The organism is Fulvimarina manganoxydans, assembly GCF_900176465.1.
GTDB lineage: Bacteria > Pseudomonadota > Alphaproteobacteria > Rhizobiales > Rhizobiaceae > Fulvimarina > Fulvimarina manganoxydans.
The window spans coordinates 192,658-213,978 of sequence record NZ_FWXR01000002.1; the positions used below are offsets into that span (position 1 = coordinate 192,658).

Annotated in this window: 18 protein-coding genes; 9 read left to right on the forward strand and 9 right to left on the reverse strand. The window is 62.1% G+C overall.

The genetic code is table 11. The annotated features are described in order from the left end of the window. Positions 1-93 precede the first annotated feature (93 nt). Entirely contained in the window at positions 94-984 is an 891-nt protein-coding gene (locus tag B9A15_RS03590; protein WP_084408664.1) for a PRC-barrel domain-containing protein, read from the reverse strand. A 350-nt stretch (positions 985-1,334) separates the two neighbouring features. Here B9A15_RS03590 and B9A15_RS03595 point away from each other — a divergent pair, with 350 nt between their 5' ends. Continuing rightward, the gene (locus B9A15_RS03595) at positions 1,335-2,531 is read left to right on the forward strand and encodes a mechanosensitive ion channel family protein (protein ID WP_244556776.1); all 1,197 of its coding nucleotides are present in this window, start codon (positions 1,335-1,337) and stop codon (positions 2,529-2,531) included. 37 nt (positions 2,532-2,568) lie between these two features. On the opposite strand, the gene B9A15_RS03600 is transcribed toward B9A15_RS03595, so the two are convergent. Beyond that, the gene (locus B9A15_RS03600; protein WP_084408666.1) at positions 2,569-3,066 is read right to left on the reverse strand and encodes a DUF302 domain-containing protein; all 498 of its coding nucleotides are present in this window, start codon (positions 3,064-3,066) and stop codon (positions 2,569-2,571) included. A 45-nt stretch (positions 3,067-3,111) separates the two neighbouring features. Beyond that, positions 3,112-3,723, reverse strand: coding sequence for a peptide-methionine (S)-S-oxide reductase MsrA (msrA, locus tag B9A15_RS03605; protein ID WP_084408667.1), 612 nt, complete (start codon positions 3,721-3,723; stop codon positions 3,112-3,114). Positions 3,724-4,185: 462 nt separating this feature from the next. Here msrA and B9A15_RS03610 point away from each other — a divergent pair, with 462 nt between their 5' ends. Next, on the forward strand, positions 4,186-5,031 hold the full coding sequence (locus tag B9A15_RS03610; RefSeq protein WP_084408668.1) for an adenylate/guanylate cyclase domain-containing protein: 846 nt from the start codon (positions 4,186-4,188) through the stop codon (positions 5,029-5,031). Between the two features lie 338 nt (positions 5,032-5,369). Here the strand turns inward: B9A15_RS03610 and B9A15_RS03615 are convergent, their stop codons facing one another. The 3 genes from B9A15_RS03615 to B9A15_RS03625 form a co-directional block, all read right to left on the reverse strand. Continuing rightward, positions 5,370-5,795, reverse strand: coding sequence for a GlcG/HbpS family heme-binding protein (locus B9A15_RS03615; protein ID WP_084408669.1), 426 nt, complete (start codon positions 5,793-5,795; stop codon positions 5,370-5,372). 182 nt (positions 5,796-5,977) lie between these two features. Continuing rightward, positions 5,978-7,828 carry a PRC-barrel domain-containing protein gene (locus tag B9A15_RS23310; RefSeq protein WP_084408670.1) on the reverse strand — a complete coding sequence of 617 codons (1,851 nt, stop codon included), beginning with the start codon at positions 7,826-7,828 and terminating at the stop codon, positions 5,978-5,980. Between the two features lie 386 nt (positions 7,829-8,214). After that, entirely contained in the window at positions 8,215-8,379 is a 165-nt protein-coding gene (locus B9A15_RS03625) for a DUF1328 family protein (protein WP_084408671.1), read from the reverse strand. Between the two features lie 255 nt (positions 8,380-8,634). Here B9A15_RS03625 and B9A15_RS03630 point away from each other — a divergent pair, with 255 nt between their 5' ends. Further along, on the forward strand, positions 8,635-9,630 hold the full coding sequence (locus B9A15_RS03630) for a diacylglycerol/lipid kinase family protein (protein ID WP_244556777.1): 996 nt from the start codon (positions 8,635-8,637) through the stop codon (positions 9,628-9,630). A 192-nt stretch (positions 9,631-9,822) separates the two neighbouring features. Here the strand turns inward: B9A15_RS03630 and B9A15_RS03635 are convergent, their stop codons facing one another. From B9A15_RS03635 to B9A15_RS03645, 3 genes are all read right to left on the reverse strand, one after another. After that, positions 9,823-11,073, reverse strand: a complete 1,251-nt coding sequence (locus B9A15_RS03635; protein WP_084408672.1) for a GGDEF domain-containing protein — start codon at positions 11,071-11,073, stop codon at positions 9,823-9,825. A 242-nt stretch (positions 11,074-11,315) separates the two neighbouring features. Continuing rightward, a complete protein-coding gene (locus tag B9A15_RS03640) occupies positions 11,316-12,422 on the reverse strand; it encodes a Gfo/Idh/MocA family protein (protein ID WP_084408673.1) in 1,107 nt (368 codons plus the stop codon). After that, positions 12,419-13,201, reverse strand: coding sequence for a ThuA domain-containing protein (locus tag B9A15_RS03645; RefSeq protein WP_084408674.1), 783 nt, complete (start codon positions 13,199-13,201; stop codon positions 12,419-12,421). Before B9A15_RS03645 ends, B9A15_RS03640 begins: the two co-directional genes overlap by 4 nt. Positions 13,202-13,573: 372 nt before the next feature. Between B9A15_RS03645 and B9A15_RS03650 the strand changes: the two genes are divergently transcribed. From B9A15_RS03650 to B9A15_RS03675, 6 genes are all read left to right on the forward strand, one after another. Beyond that, on the forward strand, positions 13,574-15,100 hold the full coding sequence (locus B9A15_RS03650; RefSeq protein WP_084408675.1) for a Do family serine endopeptidase: 1,527 nt from the start codon (positions 13,574-13,576) through the stop codon (positions 15,098-15,100). 323 nt (positions 15,101-15,423) lie between these two features. After that, a complete protein-coding gene (locus tag B9A15_RS03655) occupies positions 15,424-16,101 on the forward strand; it encodes a response regulator transcription factor (protein WP_084408676.1) in 678 nt (225 codons plus the stop codon). A gap of 17 nt (positions 16,102-16,118) precedes the next feature. Continuing rightward, positions 16,119-16,409: a hypothetical protein gene (locus B9A15_RS03660; RefSeq protein ID WP_084408677.1), complete on the forward strand. Its 291-nt coding sequence runs from the start codon at positions 16,119-16,121 to the stop codon at positions 16,407-16,409. A gap of 61 nt (positions 16,410-16,470) precedes the next feature. Next, the gene (locus tag B9A15_RS03665; RefSeq protein ID WP_084408678.1) at positions 16,471-16,878 is read left to right on the forward strand and encodes a hypothetical protein; all 408 of its coding nucleotides are present in this window, start codon (positions 16,471-16,473) and stop codon (positions 16,876-16,878) included. 49 nt (positions 16,879-16,927) lie between these two features. Further along, positions 16,928-18,325 carry a sensor histidine kinase gene (locus B9A15_RS03670; protein WP_170923169.1) on the forward strand — a complete coding sequence of 466 codons (1,398 nt, stop codon included), beginning with the start codon at positions 16,928-16,930 and terminating at the stop codon, positions 18,323-18,325. Beyond that, on the forward strand, positions 18,306-21,308 hold the full coding sequence (locus B9A15_RS03675) for a bifunctional [glutamine synthetase] adenylyltransferase/[glutamine synthetase]-adenylyl-L-tyrosine phosphorylase (RefSeq protein ID WP_084408827.1): 3,003 nt from the start codon (positions 18,306-18,308) through the stop codon (positions 21,306-21,308). Before B9A15_RS03670 ends, B9A15_RS03675 begins: the two co-directional genes overlap by 20 nt. Positions 21,309-21,321: the final 13 nt, after the last annotated feature.

The following is a 21,321-nucleotide window of genomic DNA, read 5'->3' on the forward strand; positions in this document are numbered from 1 at the left end:
GCCGGGGCGGCTCGAAAAGCGGTTTTCCGCCAAGATCATCGACAAGCCAGGTGATGAGAGCCGGCTCGTGATTGGCGGCTCAGTCGTTGATCGTCAGTTGGACGCGGATTGCTGCCCGCTCATGGGCTGGCGATCGCGAAGATCCTGCTCGCCATAGGGCATGTCGTAATTGGTCAAGCCTGGATTCCAGCCATAGCCGTAGCCGTAGAAGGGATAGGCGTAGCGGCCGTTGGTGAAGCCGGTACCGGAGCCTGGCTGAACGACCACGGCCTGGATCTTACCGTCGGAAATCAGGATGTCGTCGACATAGCCGTAATTGGTCCAGCTGTTGTCGCTGCCCTGATAGCGGACATAATCGTCGATCAATTCGCCGGCGCGCCACAGGCGTGGGCCGGTATCGACCTCCTGGAACCAACCGCCTTCGACATTCACCACCTGATCATTGACCTGCTCTGCAGTGATATATTCCCGATCGAAGCCGTCATAGTCCTCGATATTGTCCTCGGTCACTGGAACGCTGACGTTTTCAGTGCCCGGCGCGTAGTCGACCTCGTCCCAGGGAATGGTGACATGGGTGTCGCCGATGTCCCAGAGCCCGCCGACCTCTGCCAGGATCGCGACCGCCTCGTCATTGGTGCCGAAGAGGACATTCTCGACTTCGCCGATTTCCTCGCCATCCGGCCCGTAAAGGTCGGCGTCCATCAGCTCTTCGGTGCTGACCGTGGCGTCGGAGGTGATGTCGGGATGCCAATCGGGCAGGGAGACGACATTGCGCCCGCTCTGGGTCTGGCCCTGGACGCTGGCCGAATTGCCGGTCTGCATGTCGCTGTCATTGGCGTTCATGCTTCCCGTATCGGACGTGCCCATCGTCTCCGGGCGATTGCCGCTGGAGGCCGCCTCGCCGGTGTTCTGGGCAAAAGCGGGGGCAGCAAACGCCGATGTCGCGGCGATGATGGCGATGAGGGATGTGCGATGAAGATTCATGGTACTCCTCCGTCATTCGGTTGGATGGCGGAGCCTCTAAAATGGGCTCTCCCAGGCGCTCTTCGCTTTGACCGGCTCGGCCATAGGATGGCGCCTTTGGAGGGGGCAATGGCGACGCAGCGACGAAAGTTTCGGATAAAATCGATACCTATCAAAGGATTAGCTGGCTCGACATGGCGAGGCGCCGGCCCGAGGAATAAGGCCATCGCCATGTAACGCCGGCCATGAAAACATCGCCTAACGGTCTTTATTGCGCCGCAGCATAGCCTATTATCTCTGTCTCAAAGTGCCTTTCCGGGGCTGCGCGCACGGCTAGGCTCGTGACTCAAGGCAGCCGGACAATTCGGTGCGTGACCGGACGTTGCGGCGCCGCCTTCTATGTCGAATTCGATCTGAGGAGCCCGCCAATGGAGAGCCTCGACCGCATTTTCAGTCAGATCGTCGCCGCGCTTGCATGGCTGCCGAGCGAGATCGTGGGCCTCATCCTGCTCGCCCTCGCAGCAAGCCTTGCGATCGGTATTCATATGTTCGCGCTGCGCCTCGTCACCCGCGCGCTTCGGGGGCGGCAGACCTATTGGCGAAGCGTGGTCCTGCGCACCAAAGGGCCGACACGGCTTGCCGTCATCATTCTTCTGGCGTCGGCGGCCGTGCGCGCCGCCCCGTTCAAGGCTACCGATACGGCGATCCTGACCCAGATTCTCGGCGTCGCCTTCATCTGCCTCGTCGGCTGGACGCTCATTCGCGTCCTGCAGATTTTTTCCGAGCTGCATCTTCGGCGTTTTCGCCTCGATGAGGAGGACAATCTCCTCGCCCGAAAGCATGTCACGCAAATCCGAATCCTGATGCGCGCGGCCACCGTTCTAATCGTGCTGATCACGGCGGCCGCGGTGATGATGACCTTCGAGAGCGTGCGCCAATACGGCGTATCGCTTCTGGCGGCGGGCGGCGCGGCGGGCATCGTCGTCGGCCTCGCCGCTCAGCCAGTCCTGTCGAACCTCCTCGCCGGAATCCAGATCGCCATCACGCAGCCGGTCCGCCTGGAAGATGCCGTCGTCGTCGAAGGCGAGTGGGGCTGGGTGGAGGAGATCACCATGACCTATGCCGTGGTTCGCCTCTGGGACTGGCGCCGTCTCGTCCTGCCGATCCGCTATTTCATCGAAAAGCCGTTCCAGAACTGGACGCGGGAGAATGGCGCGATCATCGGCACCGTGATGCTGCGTCTGGATTATACGGCGCCGATCGCCGCGATCCGCGAGAAGGCCGCAGCCTTTGCGGCGGAATCGGCCTTATGGGATCGCCGGGTCATCAATGTGCAGGTAACCGAGGCACTGTCCGAGACGTTGGAAATCCGTGTCCTGGTCTCGGCGTCGACGTCGCCGCGGGCATGGGATCTGAGATGCGAGATGCGGGAGAAGCTGATCGCCTGGCTGCAGAGCGATTATGCCGATTGCCTGCCACGCCAACGGGTCGAATTCACGACCTCTCACGATCAGCCCATGGCGACAGTCAGGGTCAGGGAGACCGAACGGCCCATGGCCGCCGAATGATGAGAGGGCAGGGCCGAAGGGGCGATTGGATCAGAGCCTATGGCTGAGCAGCAACGCTGCTCAGCCTGTCCAGGGCCTTTTCCATCATCAGGATCGGCTCGGCATCCTTGGCGATGCCATGGCGTTCGGCAAGTTCGGTCGGCGCCACATAGCCCACCAGGGTTTGCCCGCCTTCTTCCCAGACGAGGATCTTTTGGGGCAGGTCGATCGCGATGGACCGCTGCTCCTGCATGAGCGGGGTGCCGATCTTCGGATTGCCGAAAATGACGACGGTCGTCGGCGGCAATTCGAGCCTGACGAAGGATGCGTTTTCCGCATGGTCGACAGTGGCCATGATCGTGGCGCCGGCCCCCTCGATCGCGGCGGTGAGAGCAGAGACCGTGTCCGGGACGGAATGGGCGCTCACCTTGGTAACCCAGTCGCTTTCGCCGGCCGAGGCAGCGGAGGCAAGGATCGTGGCGCCCGCCGCAAGAAGAAGGGGTCGGATCGGTTTCAAAGCGCAGCCCCTGGCAAAGCGTCTTGCGTTACGTCTCATCAACGGTGCTCCTTGCTCCGTCCGCTCGTCCGAGCAGCCGCGCAATCAGCCGATCGCGTCCTTGATGCCCTTGAAGGCGTCGTCGCCCCAGACCCGCTCGACGGTCTTGTTGCGCCCGCAGCCTGTCCGATAGAATTTATACTTCACCGGGTTCTTGAGATAGTAGTCCTGATGATAGCCCTCGGCTTCCCAGAAGGTCGGCGCCATGGCGACCTCGGTCGCGACGCTGCCGAGCTGCTTCTCGACATCGGCCTTCGTCGCTTTCGCTTTTTGGAGTTGTTCCTGATCGGTCGCGAAAATTGCCGTCGTGTAGGAGTGGCCCCGATCGCAGAACTGGCCGCCGCCATCGGTTGGATCGATCGAGTGCCAGAAGACGGTCAACAGCTCGTCATAGGAGACCTTGGACGGATCGTAGGTGACGCGCACCGCCTCCACATGGCCCGAATGGTTCTGATAGGTCGGGTTTTCGCTGGAGCCGCCGATATAGCCGGACACCGTGGATGTTACGCCATCCACATGGTCAAAATCGGATTCGACACACCAGAAACAGCCGCCGGCGAAGATCGCGGTTTGCGTATCCTGGGCAAAGCTGGGGGTGATGGCGAAGCTGGATGCGGTGGCTGCAAGGGCGGCCATGAGCGCTGCCGGACGTATCATTGTTGAAACTCCCATTTCATGCGAGCCATGACCCTGATGAATGGGCTGGCTCGTCCTTACGATCGTCGATGAACACGGATCGCCGGACCATGCGGCGGCGCCCATTCTCATGTTTCGTTGAAGACATGACTCTGGTTTCGAGCATGCGCGATCAACATCGGCGTGATCGGCTCGTGATCGCGCCCTCGGCGGCTTGGTGCGTGTCGGACACCGACAAACTGTCCGGCTGATTCAAACGGGCATTCTATTGCAGTTCGGGCGGTGTTTGCGCGGTGTTCAAGTCCGCTGTCACGGATCGATAGAACCGATGCGACGAGACGTGGTGCGCTGCAGGTCGGAGGCAAGATCGAGGGTGCCGCCGATGGATGCGACAGATTCGGCTTTGCAAAGCACGGATGCCGTTGCAAATGGGACGGTGGCAACCCACTCTCTACCGGGAAGCCTCTCGACTGGGAATCCAGCATGAAACGGATGAAGCGCCGTCTGACCGCGGTCATGTGTGCCGACGTCGCGCATTACTCGACGTTGATGGAAGCAGACGATGAGGGCACCCTCGCGCAACTCAAGGCCTGCCGCGAGCTGATGATCGAATTGGTGGAGAGCCATGACGGGCGCTTCATCAACAGCTGGGGCGATGCGGTCATCTTCGAATTCACCAGTATTACGGAAGCGGTCCGCTGCGCCGTGGAAATCCAGAAGGCGATTGCCGCACGGAATGTAGATCTGCCGAGCGACCGTCGCATGGATTTCCGGATCGGCATCAATCTCGGCGACATGCTGATCGAAGGTGATGACATTTACGGCGAAGGGGTCAATGTCGCCGCCCGCTTGCAGGAGGTCGCTCCGATCGGCGGTATCCTTGTGTCGAGCACGGTCCATGATCAGGTCCGTCATCTCGTCGGTCTTGCCATTCTGCCTGTTGGGCCGGTGAAACTTCGCAATATCGGCGAGCCTGTCGACGTTTTCGCTATTCGCCCGCCGGGCTCCAATCTGGAGGCGATGTCGGGCGCGGTGCTTTCGGACAAGGCCCGGCGGGCTTTGCCTTCCCCGCAGACAGAAGCCGAGCAGGCGCATCAGAGCCTGGCGGAGCAGGCACAGGCCTTCTTGCGCCGGCAGCCGCGCCGCCTTCGAGCCTGTCTGATGATGGTCGGCTTTTTCTTCTTTCTGAATCTCGTAACGTCCGGCCTGTCGAATCTCTGGTTCTACTGGCCCTCTCTACCCTTTCTTTTGCCGATCCTCTGGACCCTCTTGGGCGGACGCTCACGCAAGCATCGATCCGCGTTTCAGGGAGGCCAAGCCAAGCGCTGATCGACTGCCGCTGCGAGGAAGGCCCGGGGCTTTCCTCGAAGACCTTCAAGATCATCGCTCGAGAGATCGCCGTCCTTGCGGATGCCGAAGGCAGGGCCTGTCTTCCGACCCTCGGCGATTCCGGCGCTCACAAAACCTGCATATCAGTCGTGCAGGAATGAGGCGGCGTTCGGGGCCGGAACAAGCGGGGACCTGGCCGCCCCGCCCAGTTGAATGGGGACGTGCTGAAACATGAAGCCCCTCGGCCCTTGGCGGGCCGAGGATGACGTGGGATTTCGGCCGCTTCGACCCATTCCCGATCTTCTATCTTGGACTGAGGAGGCCGCCGCTCCGATCAGTCAGCCACCATCTGCCGCAAATCCGGCCGCTTCGATGCCGGCGATCGCGGCGATCTCGTCATTGTCGGACGTGTCGCCGGTGATGCCGACCGCACCCAGAATGGCACCGCCTTCGCCCTTGACGAGGACGCCGCCGGGAACGGGAACGAGCGCACCCTTCGCCAGGGCATTCATCGCCTGGATGAAATAGGGCTGCTCCTCGGCGCGCTTATGGATCGCCCGCGAACCCATTCCAAGGGATAGAGCACCATTCGCTTTGCCTATGGCAATGTCGGGACGCATTTTTGACGATCCGTCCGACCGCTCCAGCGCGATGAGCGCGCCGCCCGGATCGAGTACGCAGACCGTCAGCGGCTTGAGGCCTTCATTGGCGCCTTTCTTTAGAGCTTCGGCGATGATGATCCGGGCATGATGAAGCGTGAGCATCGAGGCATTTATCCTTTGCTTAGTCGGTTGTTCCTCAAGGCCCAGACATAGGGCTTCGAGGCTTGTGGGCGATAAGCCGGGGATCAGCGTCGCGTCTCCGGGCGGCGCAAACGAAGACGGGCCCGCCAATGGCGAGCCCGCATGCCATGCATCTGATGACAGATGCAGATCCTAATCGTGGATTAGTTGTTGGAGGGCTGTGCCGTGCCCTGGACGCCGCCGGACTGACCGCCGCTCGTCTGACCCTGGTTCTCGATCCGCATGGTGTCGCGGTTCTCGGCATAGGTGTCGGAGTTGTATTCCGGCGCGTTTTCGAGCTGGTCCTCGGTGAACTGCGTGTAGAGATACAGCGTGCCGTTGCCGTCGCGCATGAAGTTTAGATTGTCCATCGCGACCGCGACCGGCTTTTCGCCGATGCCGAGGAAGCCGCCGACATCGATGATCACGGCATCAACCGAACCTTCCGGCGTCAGGGCGATGTCGCCGATGTCGCCGACCGTGTCGTTGTTCGGACCGTAGACCGACGTGCCGATCAGATCGTCGGCGGTCAGCTCACCCGCATTCTGGACCGGCTGCAGATCGGACTGCATGTCGCCGCCCGTCGAGGCCGTGGTGGTCGGGTCACCAGCCGCCATACCGGTGGCCGCGCCAGTTGCAGCCCCCGTCGCTGCAGCATTGTCAGACTGGGCCATCTGCTGCGAGTCGCCGGTCATGGCCTGATCGGTTTCATTCGCAGCATTCGCCATGGACTGCTCGGCCTGATTGCCGGCCTGCTCCATCTCCTGACCGGCCTCGTTCGCAGCCTGATCGATCTTCTGGCCAGCCTCGTTCGCCGCCTGTTCGATGTTCTGCTCGGCGTTGTCGGCCGTCTGCTCGACGTCCTGAGCCGCATTGTTGGCGGCCTGCTCGGTGTTCTCCATAGCATTGCCCGCGGCAGCGCCCGCCGCAGCACCGGCGGCAGCCATCTCGCTGGATGTGTCACCCGAATTGCCGGTCTGGGTTGTCGTACCGGACTGATCGGACGCCATCTGGCCGTTTTCCGGACGCTCACCCGAGAAGGACGGGGCCTGCTCAAGTGCTTCGCGGTTCGACGCGAACACGGCCTGCGGTTCGGAGCCCTCGCCGCGTGTGAGCTGGACCATGTCGAACGGTGTCGCGACGTCCTTCTCACCGATGCCGAGGAAGCCGCCGACACCGATCACCACGGCATCAACATTGCCCGAAGACGAGACGACGAGATCGTTGATCGAACCTATGCTTTCCGCATCCTCGCCCGGCCCAGCCTTTACATCGGCGCCGATGAGATTCTGCGTCAGATACTGACCTTCGCCGACCATGGTCGGAGTGTCGGAGGACGAGGCACTGTCGGCGGACGCCATCTGCTCGTTGCTTGAGCTGGACGCGGCCGTGTCGTTGGACGCCGCCATCCCCGTACCACCCGCTGCCGGATCAGTCTGGGTGGCTGCGCCGCCCGTCGCCGCCATATCGCCGGTCGCTGTGCCGGACGAGGTCATGCCGGACGACGTCATATTGGAGCCGGAATTCGCCATCTGCTGCTGCTCAGGCGTCGTGAAGGCCGGCAGCGAGGCCAGCTGATCAGGCGACGACATGGTCGCGCGCGGCTCGCCATTCTCGTTCATCGACCAGGAAATCTGATCGAAGGGAACGGCGACCGTGCGCTCCTGATCGGTCTGGGACGTGCTGACGATGGCGGCGACCACCATGCCGTCGCTATCCACCAGCCAGTTGTCGATCGTGGCGACCGCTTCAGCGTCCTGAGCGTCGCTCGCATAGATCGACTGGCCGGTCAGATTGGACGCCAGATACTGGTCGGAGGAGAGGTTCTGAAGAAACTCGCCCTGCATCTGAGCCGAAGCCTGCTGATCGCCGGCCTGGGTCTGCATCTCACCCGTCTGGGACTGGGTGTCGGTCGCCGCTGGGGTCTGAGTCTGGGTCTGGTTCGCGTCCTGGGCATAAGCACCAGTCGCGAGTACGCCGGCAAGCGCCGTCGAAACGAGTAGTTTGCGAAGCATGTCGGAATCCTTGTCTATTTGTTTCCATAGACAGCGCCGCAGCCGGAAGCACAAAGAACGATTATGTTTCAGCGCGGCGTTGATGAGGATGAAATGGCTTGGTCAGCCACGAAGTTCCATTTGTCGCAGATAATTTCGTCGTTGCGCCGCACCGATCGCGATGGGCAGCATGGCGGATCCATCGAAGCCATCACATGGCAGCCCTTCCGTGCCGCATCCGGCGACCCCGAAAACGAAAAGCGCCCGGCTCTTTTTCGAAAGGCCGGGCGCTGGATGGTGGTCATGTCAGGGAACGAGCGGCTTTTCCAGCGCTGCAAATCTTCCGGACCTTTCGGGATGCAAACAACGCAAGCGCTTGAAAAACTGCCTCTCGGCGCCCTGACGGGTCAGGCGACGACGAGAATTCCGAAGAAGAGGAGGAGGAGGATACCGATCAGGACGATGAAGATGAGAACCTTCGCGATGCCACCGGCTGCGCCCGCGACGCCTCGGAACCCAAGAAGGCTGGCGATCGCTGCGATGATAAGGAGGATGATGATGGCTTCGAGCATGGGTGCGTCCTGTCGGTAAGATCGAGGTAGAGAGTCAATTGGCGCGTTTTCACGTTCGGCTAGAAGAATGGGCTGGACCTTCTGATGGTTCCGAATGTAACCGATGAGGGAACCACGAGGCGGCTTCGATCTGCCCCCCGTCGTTCGATCGCAGCCGGTCGCCACGGCGCGTGATAGCCGATAGCGCGGAAAGTGCTCTAACCGAACCCGCGACATACCCTATGTCTGGCCGGTCGATGAAAGAGGAAGCGGGCGATGCGCGATGCTCGGCCGGCAAGGATGGGCGTGATGAAGGTTCTGGCGTTACTCAACCGGGACGGTGGCACCTTGAAGACGACCGATCTCGATTGGCTGCGCGCGCTGATCGAGGATGAATTCAAGATGCATGGCCATGAGATCGAGGTCTCGGTCTGCTCGGGCGATGCGATCGTCGAATCCATTCGCAAGGGGGTCGATCGCCCCGATCTCGATATCCTGCTGGTCGGTGGTGGGGACGGAACGGTGTCGGCCGCCGCCGCCGCCTGTGCGGGCACGCAGACCGCCCTCGGCATTCTGCCGGCCGGGACGATGAACCTTTTTGCCCGAACGCTGCAAATCCCGCTCGGTCTCGAACAGGCGGTTGCGGCCCTCGCGGCTGGCTCGGTGACCGCCGTCGACGTGGGCAAGGTCAATGGCCGCGTCTTCGTCCATCAATTCGCGGTCGGCCTGCATGCCCGCATGGTTCGGATGCGCAAGAAGATTTCCTATGGGTCGCGCTTCGGCAAGGTGCTCGCCACCTGGCGGGCGGGATGGATGGCCGTGCGCAGCCTTCCTTCGATCAAGCTGGAGATCGATGTGGATGGTGAGCGCCGCGAAGAGATTCGCTCGCCAGCCGTGGCGTTCTCCAACAATTTCTATGGCGACGGCCATCTGCCCTTCGCCGACGATCCGAAAGGTGGAGCCCTCGGTGTCTATGTCTGCCGCGCCAAGAAATTCGGCCCGATGTCGAAGCTCATTCTCGACATCATGCGGGGAACTTGGCGGCAGAACGCCGATCTGGAGAGCTTTCGCGCCAAGCGGGTCCGCCTCATCTATGAAGGTCGCCATCACAAGAATCGCGCCGTACAGGACGGCGAACTCGTCACGCTGGAGCGCGACACGGTGATCGAGGTCGTCGCTAAGGGCCTGCAAATCCTCGCGCCCGCCGAAGCGACCTATCTCACCGAAAGCAACTCGACCCGCAGCGAGCCGATCACGGTGTCCGTCGGCTAAAGTGAAATGCGGAAACGCCGCACGACTATTCCGGCACGATGCTGCGGCAAAGCCAGGGGTTATAGAGCGGTCTCCAGTCTAGATCAGCTGTCGTTTGTATAAGCCCGTTTGGCGTTAGTACGTTTCAGCGGCCCGATGCGCCAGCATCTTGGATCGCTGGTCTCAGGAGGACCGGCCGCCTCCAAAGCGCGATTAGGCCTGCTTCCTCAATACGGGTTCGAATTCCACCGCATGGCGATCGAGCGCGGCCTGGGGAAGCGGCGGCCAGACCTGGTTCCGGCCCGCCTTTTTTGCCGCATAGAGCGCATTGTCGGCGGCACGGATCAGGTCGTCCAGCCCATAAGCGGAAACCGGTCCACATGCGACGCCGATGCTAACGGTCACGATGGGCCCCGCTTGCGGCCCGTCATGCGGGATCGCCAGGGCCTCGATCCGACGGCGCAGGGCCTCTGCGCGCCCGATCGCGTCATAGATCGAGATGCGGGACAGAACCCAGACGAACTCTTCGCCTCCAAAGCGCGTGGGTAGCCCTTCGCAGTCGCCACTGATGTCCCGAATGACCTCCGAAATGCGCTGCAGGCACATGTCACCGCCGAGATGGCCGTAGCGATCGTTGAAGCTCTTGAAGTGGTCGATGTCGAGAAGGATGACGGCTAGCGGGGAGGCCGCCGGGTCTCCGCGCGACCAGAGGCTCTCGCAATGAGTCGAAAGCCCACGCCGATTGAAAAGCCCGGTCAGCGGATCACGTTGCGCTTCGTTCTCCGCCTCGCGCCGGCGCATGTCGTCCTTCTGACGGGCGAGAAAGACGCGGCGATGGTCGCGCTCCATCTGCCGATGTGCCTTTAGAGTCAGAAACGCCGCGGCGGTAAACACCGTCGCGCCAATGATGAGCGCGTCGACATCGTCATGACGCGCGGCCAAAACGCCGAGATAGATTGCTCCGATAACGGCGCTGGCCACGAGCGTATGTCGATATTCGAGGCGGCAGATGACCGTCATGAAGATGAAGGTCATGATCGTCAGATATTGGTAGTGATCCGCTGCTGGCGTGTCGCTCAGGACATAGATCGTCATGATCTGAGCGACCATGGCGATCGGCACAATGGCGGCAACGAGGTCGCGCAGAGCGCTTGTGGTGCACCGGGCGATGGCGAAGGGCGAAATCAGGATCGCGGGTGTGATGAACATGTGGAGCGCCACGGCAATCCAGAAACTCTGCGGCATCAGGAGATAGTCGACGATCAGGAAGGCATTGTAGATGATCACGGTCGCCAGCAGAGTCGCCCAAGCGCGCTTAATGCGATTGCGCTTGAGATAAGCGGCATAAAGCGGCGCGACCGAGGGCGGCAGGACGACGTCCTTCGTCCTCATTGCGAGAGCGCCTTCGATCTCCTCGATCGTCGCCGCGGGCTCAAGCCCGGCCTGATGTGTGTTCTGTTTCACCTGTCGCTATCTGCTTTCACGTGATCGGCTCCGGCATGATCGGCTGATCTTTGAGACTACCGGCATTCCTTGCGCCGAAAATACTCAAGCAGATTCATTAAAACTCCGCTCTCTTGGAAGGGGAGCGGATTTAAGGTAGTATAAATACCATTAATATTGATGCATATCTCGATTTAAATGCGAGATATCTCAGGCGGCGATTCGGTGTCGAGCCAAGGCGGCCGCCGCCTTGGCTCTTCTGATTAAGCAGTCTGGTCGATATCTTGCGCTTCCATGGGCACGGTAGTGCCAAGGCCGGTCGGCAACATACGCTTTTCGGCATCGGAGACGAAGCACAGATCGAGCGTCTTCTGGACCTCGGCGGCGCGGCGGAACGACGGATCACCGGTCACCCCGGCACTAAGGGCCTCGGCGAATCGGCGCTCGTTGCGGGGCGTCGCCGCGCATGGCGTCAATTCCCAGGTAGCGGTCTCGATATTCGGCCCCGTGCAAACATGCAGGCTCGAATCGAACTGGTTCGCCCAGATCCGCAGGGCGCCTTTCTCGCCATAGATGGTGAGATGGAGATCGTTCAGATTGCCGGTCGCATAGCGCGACATATGGATGACGCCGAGGGCACCATTGGCAAGCTCCACCGTCATGGCGACGGAGTCGTTGACGTCGAAGCGATAGGGGCCGATCGCGCCACCTTCGGCCTTGTCGAAGGTCTTCATCCGGGCCTGCAGCTCGGAAATGTCGAGGCCGGTGCCGAAGGTTACGAAGTCGATGATGTGGATGCCGATATCGCCGAGAACGCCCTTGGAGCCATGGGAGGCCGACAGGCGCCACAGCCAACGCTCTTCGGTGCGCCAGTCGCCCCAATGCTTGCCGGTCAGCCAGCTCTGAAGATAGTTGGCGTCCACATGCCGGATCGGCCCGATCTCGCCCGCATCGACCATCTCGCGCGCCCGCTGGATCGCATGGGCATTGCGATAGGTGAGATTGACCATATTGACGATGCCGGCGGCCTCCGCCGCCTCCACCATCGCCATCGCGTCCTCGTAGTTCACCGCGAGCGGCTTCTCGCAGAAGACGTGTTTGTCTGCCGCAATCAGCTGCAGCGTCGTCGGCTTGTGGACGTTGTCGGGCGTCGAATTGACGGCCGCATCGAACGCGCCCCAGCCGATCGCCTCGTCGAGGCTGCCGAAGGCCTTCGCGATGCCATGCGCTTCGGCGAAGGTTTTCGCGCGCTCCAGATTGCTGTCCACGGCGGCGACGATCTCGATCGTCTCCAATTCGCCGAACTTTTCCGCGTGACGGGCGGCGATCCCGCCTGTGCCGAGTATGATCAAACGATGCTTTTGGCTCATCTGTAGCCAGCCTCGCCGCGCTTGTGCAGCGATGCGCCTTTGGGCTCGAGCGGTTCGGGCGCCTTGTCATAGGGCACGTTCGGCGCCTCGGAGACGTCTTTCCAGGGCTTGGCCGGATTATAGGCCCAGCGCACGGCATTCCTGAGTACGGTCTGGATGGCGGGGTCCTTGTAGATCGGATAGGTCTCGTGACCGGGCGAGAAGTAGAAGATCCTGCCTGCGCCGCGCTGATAGGTGAGGCCGGAGCGAAAGACCTCGCCGCCCTCGTACCAGGAGACGAACAAGGTCTCCATCGGTTCGGGCACGAGGAAAGGCTCGCCATACATTTCCGAATGGGGCAGTTCGATCGTCTTGCCGAGCCCTTGTGTGATCGGGTGGGACGGATTGATCACCCAAAGCCGTTCGCGCTCGCCCGCCTCGCGCCAGCGCAAGGAGCAGGGCGTTCCCATCATCCGCTTGAAGATCTTCGAGAAATGGCCGGAATGGAGGATGATCAGACCCATCCCTTCGGCGACACGCTGCTGGATCCGGTCGACCACATGGTCCGAGACGTCGCCATGGGCCTTGTGCCCCCACCAGAGGAGAACGTCCGTCTCGTCGAGGCGCGATTGGGGAAGACCGTGTTCGTCCTCCTGAAGCGTTGCGGTTTCGACGCTGATCTCGTCGTCGGCGATCGCGCGGGCGATTTCCGAATGAATCCCGTCGGGATAGATATCCTTGACGGTGTCGTTGTTCTGTTCATGTATGAATTCGTTCCAGACGACGGCTCGGATCGTCACGGCAACCTCCCTTGTCCGGCCTTGCGAGGGACGTCACCTGGCCCGCCGCGAAGGCCCATCGCTTTGCCGGATCTGCCCGGCGATTGCGCCCTTTTCGCAGACGCACGGGTTGCAAATTGGAACGAAGCCTGGCGGTGGGAAGTGCCTATGGTCGGTTTGTTTGGCCAGGAAAGGGCGTGCGAAATTGCGCCAAGCCCTCGCACTCCCGGAATGCAGGGCTACCGAGAGCAAACGAGAGGTAAGACCTTACGAAGATTTCACCTGCCGGCAAATGCACCGTAAGTCGCCGCTTCCTATGTTGTCTCTTGTCGAACGGATGAAGCGCTCAAAAGTGCTTCCGTCACGAGATTCACAGAAGGATGAGGGAATTAGATGCGGAACTCGGCATCCAATCCGAAAAAGCGCAACAAATTCATCGCCGGCATTCTTGCCGCCGGCGTTGCCGGCGCGGCCCTCTCGGCCGGCGTCGTTTCCAACACCCCGGCCGTACTCGCCGCCCCGGTGACAGTCGATACTCCCCAGCAGAATTTCGGCTTTGCCGACGTCGTCTCGAAGGTCTCTCCGGCCGTCGTCTCGGTTCGTGTGACCCAGGATGTGAAGCCGACCGCGGATATGGGCCGGGGCGGGTTTGCGAGCCCGTTCGACAATCTTCCCGAAGATCACCCGCTGCGCCGGTTCTTCGATATTCCCGGCCAGGGCCAGACACCTCCAGGCATGGCGCCCCATCGCGGCAACCGCCAGGCAATCGGCCAGGGATCGGGCTTCTTCATCTCCGATGACGGCTATGTCGTCACCAACAACCATGTCGTCGAGAATGGTTCGACCTTCACGATCGTCATGGATGACGGCACGGAGTACGATGCCAAGCTGATCGGCACCGACGAGCGCACCGATCTTGCGCTTCTGAAGGTAGACGCGCCCAACACCAAATTCACCTATGTCGAATTCGGCGACGACAATGCAGCCCGCGTCGGCGACTGGGTCGTCGCGGTCGGAAATCCGTTCGGTCTCGGCGGTTCGGTGACGGCTGGCATCATCTCAGCTCGTGGCCGCGACATCGGCGCGGGCCCCTATGATGACTTCCTGCAGATCGACGCGGCCGTCAATCGCGGCAATTCCGGTGGTCCGGCCTTCGGCCTCGATGGCAAGGTCATCGGCGTCAACACCGCGATCTTCTCGCCCTCCGGCGGCAATGTGGGCATCGCCTTCGCGATTCCCGCCTCGGTCGCCAAGGATGTGGTCGCGTCGCTGCGCCAGGACGGCACGGTCGAGCGCGGCTGGCTCGGTGTGCAGATCGGTCAGGTGACCGAGGACATTGCCGAGGCCGTTGGTCTGTCCGAGGCGGAAGGCGCCATCGTGACCATGCCGGATAACGAGACGCCGGCATCAAAAGCCGGCATCCAGACTGGCGACGTGATTACCGCTGTCGACGGCGAGACGGTCACGGGGCCGCGCGAATTGGCGCGCAAGATCGCCAATTATCGTCCGGGGTCTACGGTGGAAATCACCGTTTGGCGCGACAATGCGTCGAAGACTGTTGATGTGACGCTGGGCGATCTGTCTCAGCTCGATGAAGCCGCCTCGATCGACGCGCCCCGCTCGAACGGCTCGCCGGTCAATCCGTCTTCTCTCTCGGGCTATGGCATTACGCTGACCCCTTCCGAGGACGGCAAGGGTGTCGTCGTCACCGACGTCGATCCGGACTCCTCGGCGGCTGAGAAGGGCTTCCAGGCCGGCGACACCATCGTCGCGGTGAACGGTTCGGAAGTCGCAGACCAGCAGGACGTTTCCGCAGCGATCGAAAATGCCTCGAAGAACGGCCGCCGCGCCGCTCTTTTCCAGCTCCGGAACGGCGATGGACAGAACCGCTTCGTCGCTCTGCCGATCGAAAAGAGCTGATGATTTCATGATGAAGACGGGCCGAGCCGGGGTTATCCCAGCGCGGCCCGTGATCGTTCGAGAATTGCGGACCACCCGCTCCAGACGGAGCGGCCTCGACCCTCGGAGGCTCGATGGCATCCAGGTCGCGGCGGTGTTCGTGTTTTTTCTCGAAGCGGGGCGCTACCCATTCATATCAGGCTGTCGACCAGGCAAACTTCCTAAACTTGCAGAAGCTTCCAAGCCGGCGACATAGTCGTCTCACAAGCGCCCAAGCCTGATCCACGCCATCACCAGATAAACCGAACACCGACAAGTCCCGAGATAAGGCCGAACCAGACGCCATGCGCATTCTGATCATCGAAGACGACCGTGAGGCCGCCTCCTATCTGACCAAGGCGCTCTCGGAGGCCGGTCATATCGCCACCCATGCGGCCGATGGCGAAGACGGGCTGCATCTGGCGACGACGCGCGACTACGATATGATGATCATCGATCGTATGCTGCCCAAGCGCGACGGCCTGTCGGTCATCGCGGAAATGCGCAAAGCTGGACGCCAAACGCCGGCGCTGATCCTCTCGGCGCTTGGCCAGGTCGATGATCGGGTCGAGGGGCTTAAAGCGGGCGGCGACGACTATCTGACCAAACCCTTCGCCATGTCGGAGCTGATCGCGCGGGCCGAGGTGCTCGGCCGCCGCCGTCAGACCGGCGAAGTCGAGACCGGATACAAGGTCGGCGATCTCGAACTCGATCGCCTCTCCCATGAGGTGCGCCGGGCCGGCAAACCGATCGTCCTGCAGCCACGCGAATTCCGTCTCCTCGAATATCTGATGAAACATGCCGGTCAGGTCGTCACAAGGACGATGCTTCTGGAAAATGTCTGGGACTATCATTTCGACCCACAGACCAATGTGATCGACGTCCATATCTCGCGGTTGCGCTCCAAGATTGAGCGCGACTTCGACAGCGCACTCCTCCACACGGTCCGCGGCTCCGGCTATATTATGCGCGACGGCACTTGAGCCCGAGGAGCCTCGCCATGCGCGACGACATGGACCGGATCGAAACCCTCATCCGCAGCCGGATCGAGGAGGACTTCACCAATGTCCCGATCGTTCGGGTCGATGTGAAGCCCGACACGGACGAGGACGGCGAGGATATTTTGTGGGTCCGGGTGATCTTCGACGGACAGCCGGCGGACCTTGACAGGCGGGCCGTCTTGAAGTCGATCGGTCGACTTAGGGATGTTCTTGAAGATATCGACGTTTATGATTTTCCGGTCATTTCTTTTGCGTCTCTTGCCGATGTCCATGCCGCATCTTCCGCGTGACCTGATCGCCACCGCACGAAGACTTGTTCGGACACCTGACGGTGCTCCGAGCCAAGCCGATTTGCGACGTGCGATCAGCAGCTCCTACTACGCCGTTTTCCATTGTCTTGCTTTTCATTGCGCCGAGACCGTCATTGGAGAGAATGGCCGTAACGCTCGTCGCGCTTGGCGGCAGACCTATCGCTCTGTCGATCATGCGAGAGCCAAGCAAGTCTGCAATACGAAGGACGGTAAGTATCGAGCGATTCTGGAGCGCTTTCCCTCCGGTATTCAAAGCTTTGCGGAACATTTCCGAAATCTTCAGGTCGTTCGCCACGCCGCAGACTACGACCCCCATTTTGTCACGATACTGTCCGCGACGAAGATCTGGATCGACGCCGCCGAAAGCGCGATCGCCGATTTCGAGGCGACGGACCCTTCCGATCGCCGCGCCTTCGTCGCGCTCGTGCTGTTTCCCTTGCGCGATTGACCGTTCTGACAGCTGAGAGCCTGACCCCGTGCAACGCCTGAAATCCCTGATGAAGATGACGGCGGTTCGCCTGTCCGCAGTCTATCTTCTGCTCTTTGCCCTCGGCTCTGTCGGGCTTGTCTATTATGTGACGAATACGGCAACCGAGATCATCGAGGCGCAGAGCCGCACGGCGATCGAGGAGGAGATCGTCGAACTGGGTCAGGTCTACAGCGTCACCGGCATTGCCGGCCTTGTCCGCTCCATCGATCGCCGGGCACGCCAGCCCGGCGCCGGTCTTTATCTTGCCACCGACGCGACAGGTCGGATCATCGCTGGCAATGTGGAAAGCCTGCAGGCCGGGATCCTCGACGAAGAGGGCGCCACGCCCGGCGCCTTTGGCTATACGCGCTATGGCGACGATGCCGGCGAGATTCATGTGGCCGTCGCCGACGTCTATCGTCTGCCGAACGGCATGCGCATCCTCGTCGGCCGAGACCAATCCGACACAATCCGGTTTCGCGAGGTGGTGCGCTCGGCGCTGGTTTGGTCGCTCGCCGCCATGGGGGCCTTCGCCGTTCTCGCTTGGTTCCTGATCGGGCGTCGCGCCTTGCGCCGGCTCGACCGCATGTCGGCGGCGAGCGCGCGGATCCTTGCCGGCGACCTCGATGAACGTCTTCCCGTCGTCGGCGCTGGCGATGAGTTCGATCGGCTCTCCGACAATCTCAACACGCTTCTGGCTCGGATCGCTCAGTTGCAGGAAGGTCTGCGCCAAGTGTCCGACAATATCGCCCATGATCTGAAGACGCCTCTGGCGCGGCTGCGCTCGAAGGCGGAGGTCGCGGCGCTGACCGCCGAGAACGAGGAAACCAAGGCCGCTCTCGAGGGGATGATCGTCGATGCCGACCAGATGATCCGCACTTTTGATGCGCTCCTAATGATTTCGCGCGTCGAAGCGGGTTCGCATCCGGTTCTGAAGTCGACCATCGATCTGGCCGCGATCGCGGCAGATGTGACCGAACTCTACGAACCCTTGGCCGAAGAGGCCGGTGCAACGATCGAGCTCCAGGCTTCCCCGCCGATCCATATCGACGCAAGCCGCGAACTGGTTGCCCAGGCGCTTTTCAATCTCATCGACAACGCCCTCAAATATGGCGGTTCTGACGAGAGCCCGGCCCATGTGACGGTCGCTGTCGAAGACGATGGCGATCAGGCGATCGTGACCGTCTGCGACGACGGTCCCGGAATCCCGGAAGACAAGCGCGAAAGGGTCGTGGAGCGCTTCTATCGCCTTGACGAAAGCCGCACGCGGCCCGGTTCCGGCCTGGGCCTGTCCCTCGTTCGGGCCATTGCCAATGTGCATGGCGGGTCGATGGTCCTTGAGGACTCGCATCCGGGCCTTAGGGTGTCCCTCAGATTGCCGAAGATGCGGGGGGACGGTGATGGAGATGACACAGACGAGGGGTGAGGACCGGTTGAAGATCGGCGGGACACTGCGTCCACGCATTCTCGAAACCGACGCCTCGAAGGATGTTGCGTCGAAGGGAGCGACCTGGCTCGCCGATCTCGCCAAGGCGGCGCAAGAGGCCGGCACTGAGCGGCTCGTCCGTCTTGTCCGCAGTGATGAGGACGAGGAGGCCCGCGCGCTCGGAGCGATCATGGCGCTCTCGCCTTATCTGCGTGGATCGATGCTCGCCCGGCCCGCCTTGCTGGAGATGCTGTTCGACACGGATGTCTCGGCATTCGTCGATGAGCGTATCGAAGCTTTGTCCGCGCTCCCGTCGCCTGAGATGGGCGAGGGCGATTTGATGAAGCGTCTGCGCGAGGACAAGCGCGATATTGCCCTGTGTCTGGCGCTTCGCGATCTCTTCGGCGCCGGGACCGTCTCGAAGACCGCCTCCGATCTGTCGCGTCTCGCGGAAGGCGCGATCGGCGCCGCCTTGCGTTTGGGCCTTCGCGAAGCGGGCAAGTCCGGCAAGCTCACGCTTCGCGATCCCGATCGTCCCGAAGAGGGATCGGGCCTCTTCGTTCTCGCCATGGGCAAGCTCGGCGCCCGGGAACTCAACTATTCGAGCGATGTCGACCTCATCGTCTTCTTCGATCCCGATGCCGGCATCTGCGCCGACCCGATGGAGGCAACCGACACCTTTTCGCGCATCGTCCGCCGGCTGGTGCGCATCCTCGCCGAACGCACCGCCCAAGGCTACGTCTTCCGCACCGATCTGAGATTGCGGCCCGATCCCGGCGCGATGCCGCTTGCCATCTCCACCGACATGGCGATGACCTATTACGAAGGGTCTGGGCGCAATTGGGAGCGCGCGGCCATGATCAAGGCGGCGCCGATCGCCGGCGACATCGCGGCGGGCGAAGCCTTTCTCGACGAGCTCTCCCCTTTCGTCTGGCGCAAATATCTCGATTTCGCCGCGATCGCGGACATTCAGGACATGAAGAGCCGCATCGATGACCATCGCGGCTTCGGTGATATTGCGATCCCAGGTCATAATGTGAAACTCGGCCGGGGTGGGATTCGCGAGGTGGAGTTCTTCACCCAGACTCAGCAGCTGATCGCGGGCGGGCGGAATCCGGCTCTGCGCGGCCGGCGAACCGAGGATGCTCTGGAAGCTCTGACGGCCGGCGGCTGGATCGAGGCGCAGACGGCAAGGGCGCTGACCGATGCCTATTGGTTCCTGCGCCGCGTCGAGCATGGCGTCCAGATGGTCGCCGACGAGCAAACCCATGATCTGCCCGCGGATGAAGAAGGGCTGGGTGAGCTCGCGGGCCTCTTGGGCTTCGAAAGCTTGCCGGATTTCGAAAAGGCCTTGACCGAGACCTTCGCGCTCGTCGATCGCCATTTTACCGGCCTCTTCAAGGATGGGCGCAAGGGGCGCCGCGCAAGAGGTGGGGCGGGCGACAAGGACAATGCGGCGGTTACCCGGCTCCTTGCCAATGAGGAGGACAAGGACGGGCTCGACGCGATCACGGCGCTTGGCTTTGCGCGGCCGGAAGATGTCGCCCGCATCCTGCGCTCTTGGGCTTATGGCCGTTACCGGGCAACGCGAACGGAAAAAGCGCGCGAGCGCCTGACAGAGGTTCTGCCCGCGCTGTTGAACGCCCTGTCCCAGTCCCCCGATCCCGACGGCGCGGTTGCCGCTTTCGACACCTTTCTCGCTGGACTGCCCTCCGGCATTCAGTTCTTTTCCCTGATCGCGTCCAATCCGCGCATTCTCGAGCTTCTCGCTCTCATCATCACGGCCGCGCCGGCCCTATCGGCGACCATGGCCCAGCGTCCTCATGTCTTTGACGCGCTTCTCGATCCCGCCTTCTTCGACGAGGTGCCCGACCGCGATCTCATGGCCTCGCGCCTCGACGCCTTTCTCGAGGACGCCACCGATTACGAGGACGTGCTGGCGCGTCTACGCATCTTCGCGTCTGAACAGCGCTTTCTCGTCGGCGCGCGCATGCTTTCCGGCGTCGTCGATCTCGCCGAAGCCGGCCCGGCCTTTTCCAATATTGCCGATGTCGTGCTGGACGCGCTTCTCGAAGCGGTCGTCGGCGAGTTCGCGCGTCGCCATGGCCAGGTGAAGGCTATGCGCCTGGCGCTTCTCGGCATGGGGCGGCTCGGTAGCCGCGAACTCACGGCCAATTCCGACGTCGATCTCATCCTCCTTTATGATCACGACGAGGAGGCGGATGAATCGGACGGCGAGAAGCCGCTGCCCGTTCAGGTCTATTTCACCCGCCTCACCCAGCGCCTGATCGCAGCCTTGACGGCCCCGATGCGCGAGGGCGCGCTCTATGAGGTCGATTTCCGATTGCGTCCCTCCGGCAACGCTGGTCCGCTCGCCACGCGCCTTGCCACCTTCCGGCGCTATCAGGAGGCGGAAGCCTGGACCTGGGAGCGCATGGCCTTGACGCGGGCGCGGGTCGTTGCGGGCGATCCCGATCTCGGCAAGCTCGTCGAAGAGACGGTGGAGACGCTTCTGGCTCTGCCGCGAGAGCGCAACGCCGTCACGGAGGATGTTCGCGCCATGCGCGGGCGGATCGAGCGCGAGAAGCCGCCGCGCGGGGCTCTTGATCTCAAGCTGCGGCCAGGCGGTCTCATCGATCTCGAATTCATCGCCCAATGGGCGCAACTGACCGGTCGCGTCGAGGGCATCACGCCCGGTACGCCGACGGCGGACGTTCTGGCCGCCTTCGATCACACTCTAGAGGGTGAAGAGGGGCCATTGTCTCTCGCCAATTCGATGGCTCGTCTTGCCGGCGTCATGCAGCTTGGCCGGCTGACTCCAATGGGTTCGAACCAGCTCGGCGACCTGCCGCCGCGCCTCGCCGACCGGCTCGCCAACGCGCTGGGATGCAAGGACGCCGAAGCGATCGGCCCGGTGCTCGACGAGACGACCGAGGCCGTACGAGAACGGTTCAAGGCGCTGATTGGAGATCCGATGGTCTGATAGGACGCTCGGC

Excerpts from the sequence above, each read along its gene's own strand:
- B9A15_RS03590 (WP_084408664.1), bottom strand. The coding sequence starts at position 984 with ATGAATCTTCATCGCACATCCCTCATCGCCATCATCGCCGCGACATCG.
- B9A15_RS03600 (WP_084408666.1), bottom strand. The coding sequence starts at position 3,066 with ATGAGACGTAACGCAAGACGCTTTGCCAGGGGCTGCGCTTTGAAACCG.
- msrA (WP_084408667.1), bottom strand. The coding sequence starts at position 3,723 with ATGATACGTCCGGCAGCGCTCATGGCCGCCCTTGCAGCCACCGCATCC.
- B9A15_RS03610 (WP_084408668.1), top strand. The coding sequence starts at position 4,186 with ATGAAACGGATGAAGCGCCGTCTGACCGCGGTCATGTGTGCCGACGTC.
- B9A15_RS03615 (WP_084408669.1), bottom strand. The coding sequence starts at position 5,795 with ATGCTCACGCTTCATCATGCCCGGATCATCATCGCCGAAGCTCTAAAG.
- B9A15_RS23310 (WP_084408670.1), bottom strand. The coding sequence starts at position 7,828 with ATGCTTCGCAAACTACTCGTTTCGACGGCGCTTGCCGGCGTACTCGCG.
- B9A15_RS03625 (WP_084408671.1), bottom strand. The coding sequence starts at position 8,379 with ATGCTCGAAGCCATCATCATCCTCCTTATCATCGCAGCGATCGCCAGC.
- B9A15_RS03630 (WP_244556777.1), top strand. The coding sequence starts at position 8,635 with ATGCGCGATGCTCGGCCGGCAAGGATGGGCGTGATGAAGGTTCTGGCG.
- B9A15_RS03640 (WP_084408673.1), bottom strand. The coding sequence starts at position 12,422 with ATGAGCCAAAAGCATCGTTTGATCATACTCGGCACAGGCGGGATCGCC.
- B9A15_RS03650 (WP_084408675.1), top strand. The coding sequence starts at position 13,574 with ATGCGGAACTCGGCATCCAATCCGAAAAAGCGCAACAAATTCATCGCC.
- B9A15_RS03655 (WP_084408676.1), top strand. The coding sequence starts at position 15,424 with ATGCGCATTCTGATCATCGAAGACGACCGTGAGGCCGCCTCCTATCTG.
- B9A15_RS03660 (WP_084408677.1), top strand. The coding sequence starts at position 16,119 with ATGCGCGACGACATGGACCGGATCGAAACCCTCATCCGCAGCCGGATC.
- B9A15_RS03670 (WP_170923169.1), top strand. The coding sequence starts at position 16,928 with ATGAAGATGACGGCGGTTCGCCTGTCCGCAGTCTATCTTCTGCTCTTT.
- B9A15_RS03675 (WP_084408827.1), top strand. The coding sequence starts at position 18,306 with ATGACACAGACGAGGGGTGAGGACCGGTTGAAGATCGGCGGGACACTG.